Genomic DNA, 12,151 nt, shown 5'->3' on the forward strand with positions numbered 1-12,151 from the left:
TGTGATTTAATTTTTCAATCTAATTACATTACCATCTGGCATATTACTCCTTACTTGCTAATCTTCAAAATCAAAATCAAAGTTATCTTTGTTAAAATTACTACTCTTTGTTTTTGATAGAAAATCGTAGGCTTCATTATTAGTCATTAAACTTATATCTTTTATAGCTATATCTAAATTACTACTTGATACTTTAATCATATGTTTAAAGCACTCAATCATATCTTCCATAGTCTCGCGCTTATATAGGCTAGTTGCATAACTAAAATTAAATTTAATTTCTTCTGTTCCTTCAGACGCAGCTATTGTAATATCAAACTTTTCCATCTTATTACTTAGGATGTATGGCTTAAAGGTTAAACCTTCTACTTCTATCTTAGCTTCTCCCTCATTTTCTAAAACAAACATAACATCAAATAATGGGTTTCTGCTTAAATTTCTATATTTCTCTACTTTAGATGCCAGCTCTTCAAATTGATAATCTTGATTTTCATATGCTTTTAATGCTTTGTTCTTTACTGTCTTTAAATATTCCTTAAAACTTAGTTCACCATTTACATGGCTTCTTATTGCTAATGTATTTACAAATACACCTATTAAGTTTTCTAAATCCACATGATTTCTTCCTGCTATTGGGCTTCCAACCACTATATCTTCCTGCTCACTATATTTTGATAATACTACGTTGATATTTGCTAATAACACCATGTACATAGTAGTTTCAGTTTTTTTAGCTATATTTCTCAAGCCTTCAGTTGTTTCTTTATCTAAAACAAAGCTTATACTGTCACCTTTAAAATCTTTAGTCTTTGGCCTTGCATAGTCTGTAGGCAGCTTCAATACTGGTATTTCTCGGCTAAACTCTTGCAACCAATATTCCTCCTGCCTTTTATACTCCTCACTTGCCTTTTTATTTAACTGCCATGCAGAATAATCCTTATATTGTACTTTTAATTCTCCTAAGTCTTTTCCGATATATAACTGACTAATTTCTTTTGTTAATATGGACATTGAAATTCCATCTGATACTATGTGATGCATATCAAAAATCATAATATATCTTTCTTCTTCTAACTTTATAACTGCTGCTCTTAATAATGGTGCAGTACCTAAGTCAAATGGTCTTATAAATTCCTTTATTTTTTCTTGTATTTCTTCTTCAGTCCTTACCTCTATTTTTTCTATTTCAAATTGTATTTCACTAGCTTTATTTACCATTTGTACTATCTTATTATCCACAGTATAGAAGCTTGTCCTTAATGTTTCATGTCTTTCTATTAACTTTATAAATGCTTCCTGCATTCTTTCTATTTCAAATTTACCCAATACTTCCAAACTTCCAGGCACATTATATGCAGTGCTATCCTTATCAAGTTCTTGAAGCATATACATTCTCTTTTGAGCTGATGAAGCTTCATAGCATTCTTGTTCTTCTACCCTTTCTATTGCTTCATATTCTGTTTTGTTAATAGATTCTATATATTCACTTAATCCCTTTATACTTCCCCTACTGAATATTTCTTTTAGTGGTACTTCTATATTTAACTTCTTATAAATTCTTCCTATTAGTGTTGTTGCTTTTAAGGAATGTCCTCCTATTTCAAAGAAGTTATCATTTATACCTATATCGCACACATCTAATACATCTTCCCATATTTCCACCAATTGTTTTTCCAATTCGTTTCTTGGAGCTTCATATTTTACTCCCGTATTAATTTTTCCATCTGGCTCTGGTAATGCTTTTCTGTCCACTTTTCCATTTGGTGTTAACGGCATGCTCTCTAATTTTATAAAGTATGCTGGAATCATATAGTCTGGTAAGGATTTTTTAAGTTCCTCTCTTAACTCGCTTATGTTGTATTCTTTTTCACCTACATAGTACGCACATAGGTATTTGTTTTCTTCTTTTTCTCTTGCTAAAACTACTACCTCTTTTATCTCCTCTAGTTTTAATAAATTATTCTCTATTTCTCCAAGCTCTATTCTAAAGCCTCTTATTTTAACTTGATGGTCTATTCTTCCTAAGTATTCTATATTGCCATTAGGAATCCATCTTGCCAAATCTCCTGTTCTGTACATTCTTTGTCCTGATTCATATGGATTGGCTGCAAATTTTTCTTTGGTCAATTCTTCATTATTTATATATCCTCTTGCTAGTCCATCTCCACTTACACATAATTCTCCTGCTACCCCTATAGGCAATAATTTATTATTTTCATCAACTATATATATTCTTACGTTATCTATTGGTCTTCCTATTGGTATATTTCTATATTCTTTATCTATTCTAAAACTTGTTGTAACTACTGCATTTTCTGTAGGTCCATAGTTATTTATTAATTCATATGTCTGTTCTTTATATACTTTAAGTCTATCTGCTCCCGTCAACAATTTTCTAAGTGATTGGTTTTTCTGCTGTATAAATTGTTCAAAAATTTGTGTAGGTAAAAAGCTTATGGTTATTTTATTCTTTTCATAATAGTCATTTAAAAGTTCTATATTTAGCCTTATTGAATCATATATTACATGTATTGCTGCTCCAGCTATAATGTACGGAAATATCTCCCATACTGATGCATCAAATCCTACTCCTGCATATTTTGTAGCTCTATCTTCTTCAGTAACTTCATAATATCTATTGTGCCACAAGGATAAATTTACAAGTCCTTTATGTTCCATCATAACTCCCTTAGGTTTTCCAGTTGTCCCCGATGTATATATTACATATGCTAAATTATTTGCTTTAGAGGTTTTACCTAAGTTGGACTTACTTTCCTTATATAACTCTTCATTATCTAAATCATATATTTCTCTTTTATCCCCAGTTATTTTCTCTTTAAGCTTACCTTTTGTTAATACTATATTTGTTTTGCTATTTTCTAGCATATATTCTATTCTATCTTCTGGGTATTCTGGATCTATTGGCAGATATGCTCCTCCTGCTTTCAAGATTGCCATTATTCCTACTATCATTTCAATGGAATTTTCTACCATTATTCCTACTATATCATCTTGACATATACCTTTTTGTGCTATAACTCTTGCTAAAGAATTTGCTTTTTCATTTAACTCTTTATAAGTTAATTTTTCATCTTTAAATACAACTGCTGTATTTTGGGGAGTCCTCTCTACCTGCTCTTCAAACAACTCAGTTATTGTTTTGTCTTTTGAATAATCTACACTGGTATCATTAAATTCTACTAATAATTTACGTTTTTCTTCTTCACTCACTATTTCTATATCTTTAAGCTTAACCTCTATATTCCTTACTGTTACTTTTACTATATTTAAGAAATGATTAATCATTCTTTCAATAGTCTCTTCCTTGTATATACTAGTTGCATAACTTAGCTTAAAATAGATTTCCTCTTTTCCCTCAACTGCCATCATTGTCATATCAAATTTTTCTATATCGTCATTTATATCATAAGGCTTAAAGGTTAAATCTTTTATTTTCATTTTAGCTTCTTCCATATTTTGAAGTACAAATACAATATCAAACAATGGATTTCTACTTAAGTCTCTATCTACATCTATTTTGTCCACTAATTCTTCAAACTGATAATCTTGATTTTCAAAAGCCTTTAACGCTTTACTTTTTACTGTTTTTAAGTATTGCTTAAAGCTTGCTTCACTATTTACACTACTTCTTATTGCTAACGTGTTTACAAACATACCTATTACATTTTCTAGATCCACATGGTTTCTTCCAGCTATTGGGCTTCCAATTATTATGTCTTCCTGTCCACTGTATTTTGATAATAGTATATTTATATTGGCCATTAGCATCATGTACATGGTACTTCCCGTTTCTTTGGCTATCTCTCTTAATCTTTCAGTGGTTTCTTTATCCAACACAAAATTTATGCTTCTGCCGTTAAATTCTTTAACCTTTGGTCTTTTATAATCTGTAGGTAAATTCAATACTGGTATCTCTCCACTAAATTCTCCTAACCAATATTCTTCCTGCTTTTTAAAGTCCTCACTTTCTCTTTTCTTTAACTGCCATGCAGAATAATCCTTATACTGTACCTTTAATTCTCCTAAATCCTTTCCTGTATATAAATCGCTAAATTCCCTTGTTAATATGGACATTGAAACTCCATCTGATACTATATGATGCATATCAAAGAACATAACATGTCTTTTTTCTTCTAATTTTATAATTCCTGCCCTTAATAGCGGTACCTTATCTAATTCAAAAGGCCTTATGAACTTTTGGAACTTTTTCTCTACTTCTTCTTCACTTTTTACTTCTATTTGCTCAATTTCAAAATTTATTTCATGAATTTTAGTAATTTTTTGTACTATCTTATCACCTTTAGAGTAAAAGCTTGTCCTTAATGTTTCATGTCTTTCTATTAATTTTATAAACACTTCCTGCATTCTTTTTATATCAAAATCACCTAATATCTCTAAGGCTCCAGGCATATTGTATGCTATACTGTCCTTATCAAGCTCTTGGAGCATGTACATTCTTTTTTGTGCTGATGATGCTTCATAGTATTCCTTTTCTTCTACTTTTTCTATTGCCTCATATTCTTTTTTACTAACAGAATCTATATATTCACTAAGAACTTTTATATTTCTCTTACTAAATATCTCCCTTAGTGGTACTTCTACATTTAACACCTTGTAAATTCTTCCTACTAGTGTTGTTGCCTTTAGGGAATGTCCTCCTAATTCAAAAAAGTCATCATTTATTCCTATATCCTGTACTCCCAATACGTCTTCCCATATTTGTACAAGTTTTTGTTCTATTTCATTTCTTGGAGCCTCATATTCTGCTCCTGTATCAATTTTACCTTGTGGCTCTGGTAGTGCTTTTCTATTTATTTTTCCGTTTAATGTTAATGGCATACTTTCTAGTTTTATAAAATATAATGGCACCATGTAGTCTGGCATAGATTTTTTTAATTCTTCTCTAAACTCTCCTACACTGTACTCTTTTTCTCCAACATAATATGCACATAGATATTTATTTACTGCCCCGTCTCTTGCTAAAACTATTGTTTCTTTTATTCCTTCTAGTTTTAATATATTACTTTCTATTTCTCCAAGCTCTATTCTAAAACCACGTATCTTAACTTGATGGTCTATTCTTCCTAAATACTCTATGTTCCCATCTGGAAGCCATCTTGCTAGATCTCCTGTTCTGTACATTTTTTCTCCCGGCTCATATGGATTCTGTGCAAATTTTTCATTAGTTAACTTTTCGTTATTTAAGTATCCTCTAGCTACTCCGCAGCCACTTATACACAACTCCCCTGCTACTCCTATTGGGAGCATTTTATTATTCTTGTCAACTATATATATTTTTGTATTATCAATAGGTTTTCCTATTGGTATCTTTTCTTCTTTTTCCCTACATTCGTAGTAGGTTACATCTACTGAAGCTTCTGTTGGTCCGTATAAATTTATTAGCCTTGTGTTATTTACTCTTCCTATTTCTTCGTTAAATATGTTGGCTTGTTCTACTTTTAACGCTTCTCCACTTGTAAATACCTTCTCTAGGCTTTCTATATCTTCCACTTTATCTTCTGATATTACATAGTCCATAAAAACATTCAGCATTGATGGAACAAAGTGAAGAACTGTAATCTTTCCTTCTTTTATACTCTTTGTTATTTCTCTTGGATCTTTTTCTCCTCCTGGCACCAGTATCCTAACCTGAGCTCCAACAAATGACCACCACAATATTTCCCATACTGATACATCAAATGTATATGTTGTCTTTTGTAATATTACATCTTTGCTGCTTATGTTATATTTTTTCTGCATCCAATTAATTCTATTTACTATTCCTTTATGCTCTATCATAACTCCCTTAGGCTTTCCAGTTGTTCCTGATGTATATATTACATATGCTAAATTTTCCGCACTAGCTGTTTTACCTAAGTTAGCATTACTTTCTTTGTATAATTCTTCATCATTTAAGCTGCATACTTCTACGTTATTTTTATTTATTCTGTCTTTAAACTTGTTTTCTACTAATACTAGCTTTGTTTCACTGTTTTCTAGCATATATTCTATTCTGTCATCTGGATATTCTGGGTCTATTGGCATATATGCTCCCCCTGCTTTTAATATACCCATTATTCCTACTATCATTTCTAAGGAACGCTTCACCATTATTCCTACTATTGAGTCCGCTCCTACGCCTTTTTTCGTTAGTGTTCTTCCTAATAAATTAGCTCTTTCATTTAGCTCTTTGTAAGTTAGACTCTGTTTTTCATATACTACTGCAATGTTGTCTGGAGTCTTTTCCACCTGCATTTCGAAGAGTTCACTTACTACCTTACCTTCTGGATATTCTCCTTCCGTATTATTGAACTTTTCTAGTATACTGCGTTCTTCTTCGCTTAGTATTTCTATATCCTTAATCTTAATTTCTTCGTCTTTTATAATCTGGCTTACTAAATTTTCAAAATGATCTTTAATTTTTAATACATTATCCTTTGAATATACTGATTCATTAAAATTAAATTTAATTGAAATAGTATCCTGATATATCACTAATAAATTAAAATTGTAATTAGTCTGTTCTTGTGCCTCAACATTGACTATTTTCAAATCATTTTTGTCTAATATTTCATTATTGATGCCATCGCTATCAACTGGATAATTTTCAAATACCATTATATTATTTACTAGCTTCTCTTTGACGTCACTTAACCCTTGTATATCTGCTAGAGGATAAAAATCCCATTGGCTGCTTTCTGCAAATGACTTATTTATATTACTTAAAAGCTCCTTAAAGGTCATATTATTTTCTGTTTTAACTCTTAAAGGCACAGTATTTATAAATAGTCCTAACATACTTTCTATACCTTTAACCTCTGCATTTCTTCCTGATACAACATATCCAAATACAGAATCATTACTATTGTTATATTTTTGGATAAGTAGTGCCCATACACTTTGCATTATTGTATTAATTGTAACTTTATTTTCTCTAGCTATTACTTCTAGTTTCTTTGTCATATCTCTTTTTATTTCAAAAGCAACTTCACTCTTTTTATATTCTTTACTATTTTCTTTATTTTCAAATGGTACTATTGCCGCTTCATCATAATCTGCTAAATAATTTGTCCAATAATATTTTGCTGCTTCCCTATCTTTATTATTAAGCCATTCTATATACTCTGAGTATGGTACTGCTTCTTCTAATTTTGCTTTATATCCAAACTTTAATTCGTTATATATCTTAAATAATTCAAGCATTATTATATTAAGGCACCAGCCATCCATTATAATATGATGATTATTAAGTATTAGATTATATACATCCTCTTCTGTTTTAATTATTGTCAATTTTATAAGAACATCTTTGTTTAAATCAAAGCCCTGCTTTTTATCATTCTTTACTGCTTTATCTATATAGTCTTCTTTATCAAATTTTTCATGACTTATATCTACATATCTGACATTTGCTTTTCTTTTATAAAATACAATTTGCATATCCCTATTAAAGTTTTCATAATCAAAAACAGTTCTTAAAATATCATGTCTCTCTACCAATCTATTAAAACTTTCATTTAATAAACTAATATCTAATTGTCCTTTTATTTTTATTACTAATTCTTCATTGTAAGCTTCTGACTTATTATCAGCTAGAGCATGATATAACATTCCCTCTTGCATTGGCGTTAATGAGTATATATTTTTGATATTATCTATATCTTTTAAATACGGTTTTAATTGCTGTAAGGTTATATTTTCCTTTGTTACATCTGCTGCTGTTTTCTCCGATTTATCCTTATTCATACAATGCTCAATAATTGTTATAAGGTTATTTCTATATTCCTGAATTAATTTCTTTATTGTTTCATCTTTATATTCCTTATCATTGTACCTTATATCTATATTTAACTTTTTATCTATGAGTATTCCTGAAAAATCTAATGAGTATAATCCCTTATTATTTAAACCTATTGAATTTCCACTGCTTAAAGGCGACATATTAAAGATATCATTATTTATATCTTCATCAAACTGTCCAAGATAATTAAAGCTTATTTCTGGTTTTAACCTAAATTCCATCTTATCCTTAGATAGATATTTGATTATGCCATAGCCAATTCCCTTATCAGGTACTCTCCTTAAAGAATCCTTTATATTCTTTATTGTAGCTTCTAAATCATTGCTATTACTATTCAATACTACTGGATACTGCGAAGTAAACCAGCCTACTGTTCTCGTTATATCCACATTTTTTATAATTTCTTCTCTACCATGGCCCTCCAAATTAACTAGAGTATTTTCACTTCCTGTCCATTTACTTATTGCTAATCCTAGAGCTGTTAAAAGTATGTCATTAATTTCTGTATTATAAGCCTTGTTTACATTCTTTAATAGAGTTTCTGTTTGCTGCTCTGTAAGATTAAATCCTATACTTCTTAAATCTGCCATTTTGGTTACAGCTACTTCTCTATCTTTAGGAAGTTTCCTTATGTCACATTTATCTATACCCTTCCAATATTCTAATTGTTTTCTTATCCTGTAGCTGTCAGCATATTCCTTCTGCTCTACTGCCCACTCTTTAAAGGATGTTGTTTTATCTTGAAGTATTATGTCTTCTCCGTTTTTAGTCATTTCATATGCCTTTGATAAATCTTCAAATAATATTCTCCATGAAACTCCGTCTATAACTAAATGGTGTATTGCTATTAGTAAATGATCTCCTTTATGGGTTTTAAATAGACCTAATTTAACAAGAGGCCCCTCCTCTAAATCAATACTATCTTGAATTTGGTTACACTTTTCTGTTATTTCTTCTTCATTTAAACCTTCATATACATTTAAGTCGTATAACTTTTCACCTGTCCCTCTATTAATTTGATGTATTTCACCATTTTCATTTTTATACACCATTCTTAAAGCATCGTGGTGAATTATTATGGCTTTAAACACCTTTTCTAATATTTCTTTTTCAAATCCATTTTTACTAAATAGCATTACTGCTTGATCCCAATGCTGCTTTTCCTCAAAATTCCTTTCAAAGAATCGTTTTTGTATAGGCGTTAATTCTACTTCTCCAACCACCTCATCTTGGCTTATTGTTACAGCATTTTTCTTTACCCACTTACTTAAAGCTTTTATATTTGAATTGTTGAATACATCCTTAACCTCAAAATAATATCCTTTTGCTTTAGCTCTTGATATTACTTGTATTGATTTTATAGAGTCTCCACCTAAATTAAAGAAATCATCATTTATTCCTATTTCATCGATATCTAATACGTCCTGCCATATTTCTACTAATTGTTTTTCTACTTCATTTCTTGGTGCTTCATATTCTGCCCCTGTATTAATTTTCCCCTGTGGCTCTGGCAATGCCTTTCTGTCTACTTTTCCGTTTGGTGTTAATGGAATACTTTTTAGTTTTATAAAATATGATGGGAGCATATAGTCTGGTATGGATTTCTTAAGTTCTTCTCTTAATTGTCCTACACTATATTCTTTTTCACCTATGTAATATGCACATAGATAATTGTTCCCTGCTTTTTCTCTTGCTAAAACTACTACCTCTTTTATTCCTTCTATTTTTAATAAATTACTTTCTATTTCCCCAAGTTCTATTCTGAAACCACGTATTTTAACCTGATGGTCCATTCTTCCTAAATACTCTATATTCCCATCTGAAAGCCATCTTGCTAGATCCCCTGTTCTATACATCTTTTGCCCTGGTTCATACGGATTTGCCACAAACTTTTCTTCAGTCAATTCTTTATTGTTTAAATATCCTCTTGCAAGTCCATCCCCACCTATACATAGTTCTCCTACTACTCCTATTGGGACTAACTTAGTATTTTTATCAACTATATACATTTTGGCGTTATCAATAGGTTTTCCTATAGGTATATTATCAAATATATCTTTCAATGAATATTTAGTTGAATATACAGTAGCTTCTGTTGGACCATATAGATTTTCTATCCTTGTACTCTTAATTAAACTTTTAAAAACTTTATTATTTTCAATTCTTAGTGTTTCTCCAGCTGTTAAAATATACTTTAGGCTTTCTATATTTCTTATATTATTATCCAGTTCATTTAAAAACAAATTAAACATACTTGAAGTAAAATTAATATGACTTATAGAGTTATCTATTATGGATTTTAATATATATTTAGCATCCTTTTCATATCCATTATTAAGCACTATTAATTTTCCTCCACCTATAAACCAGCCAAATATCTCACTTACAGAAACATCGAATACATAATTTGTTTTTTGTAAGTATGCTCCTTCTTTATCCATAGGATAATTTTTCTGTAAGAACATTAATGTATTTATTACACTGCTGTGATTTATCATAACTCCCTTAGGTTTTCCAGTTGTTCCTGATGTATATATTACATATGCTAAATTTTTTGCACTGGCAGTCTTACCTAGGTTAGCACAATCCTCTTTATACAACTCTTCACCTTTCAAATCACATACGTCTATTTCTTCATTTTTTATCTTTTCTTTAAACTTATTTTCAGTTAATACTATCTCTGTTTTACTATTCTCCAGCATGTATTCTATTCTATCATCTGGATATTCTGGGTCTATTGGCATGTATGCTCCCCCTGCTTTTAATATACCCATTATTCCCACTATCATTTCTAAGGAACGCTTCACCATTATTCCTACTATACTTTCTGCTCCTATACCTTTTTTCTTTAATACTCTTGCCAAAGAATTAGCTTTTTCATTAAGCTCTTTATAAGTTAACTTTTTATCTTCGCATACAACAGCAATATTATCTGGAATCTTCTCTACCTCTTCTTCAAATAATTCATTTATTGTTTTCTCTCTTGGATAAGCTGCCTTTGTATCATTAAATTCTATAAGTAATTTATGCTTTTCTTCTTCATCTATTAATTCTATGTCTTTAATCTTAATTTCCGCATTCTGTCCTATTTCTTCTATTATGTTTAATAGATGCTTTTTCATTCTTTCAATAGTTCCATGTTTATAAAGGCTAGTTGCATAGCTTAAATTAAAGTAGATCTCTTCTTCTCTTTCCTCTGCTGTTATTGTTATATCAAACTTTTCTACGTTGTCATTTGTATTATATGTCCTAAAGATTAAGTCATTTATTTCTACCTTGGCCTCTTCCATATTCTGAAGTACAAACATAACATCAAATAATGGATTTCTTCCTAAATCCCTATCTATATCTATTTTGTCTACAATTTCTTCAAACTGATAATCTTGATTTTCATAGGCTTTTGTTGCTTTGTTTCTTACAGTTTTTAAATAATCTCTAAAACTCAACTCATCATTTAACGTACTTCTTATTGCCAAAGTATTTACGAACATACCTATTAAGTTTTCTAGGTCTGCGTGATTTCTACCAGCTATTGGACTTCCAACTACTATATCTTCTTGTCCGCTATATTTTGATAATAGTATGTTTATATTTGCTAATAGTACCATGTACATAGTACTTCCAGTTTCTTTAGCTATCTTTCTTAATTTTTCAGTTGTTTCCTTATCTAAAACAAAATTTATACTTCTGCCCCTAAAGTCTTTGACCCTCGGTCTTTTATAATCTGTAGGTAAGTTTAATACTGGTACTTCGTCACTAAATTCTTTTAACCAATATTGTTCCTGTTTTTTAAATTCTTTACTTTCTATCTTCTTTAACTGCCATGCAGAATAATCCTTATATTGTACTTTTAATTCTCCTAAGTCTTTTCCGCTATATAACTTACTAAATTCTTTTGTTAATATGGACATTGAAACTCCGTCTGATGCTATATGATGCATGTCAAAGAACATAATATGTCTTTCTTTTTCTAATTTTATAATTGCTACCCTTAATAATGGTGCTTTTTCTAAGTCAAACGGTCTTATAAATTCTTCAAACTTTTCTTTCACTTCTTCTTCATTTTTTATTTCTATTTTCTCTATTTCAAATTGTATTTCATTAGCTTTATTAATTCTTTGCACTATCTTATCATCTTTAGTATAAAAGCTTGTCCTTAATGTTTCATGTCTTTCTATTAGGCTTATAAAAACATTCTTTATTTTTTCTATTTCAATTTGACCTAATATCTCTAAAGCTCTTGGCATATTGTACGCTGTACTGTCCTTATCAAACTCTTGAAGCATATACATTCTTTTTTGAGCTGATGAAACTTCATAATACTGTTTT

1 protein-coding gene is annotated in these 12,151 nt (G+C 30.1%); it reads right to left on the minus strand.

Annotation, left to right across the window (positions count from 1 at the left end):
• Positions 1-57: 57 nt before the first annotated feature.
• Entirely contained in the window at positions 58-12,114 is a 12,057-nt protein-coding gene (locus BEE63_RS22085; RefSeq protein ID WP_242874904.1) for a non-ribosomal peptide synthetase, read from the minus strand.
• Positions 12,115-12,151: the final 37 nt, after the last annotated feature.

It is taken from the genome of Clostridium pasteurianum (genome assembly GCF_001705235.1).
Taxonomy (GTDB): domain Bacteria; phylum Bacillota; class Clostridia; order Clostridiales; family Clostridiaceae; genus Clostridium_S; species Clostridium_S pasteurianum_A.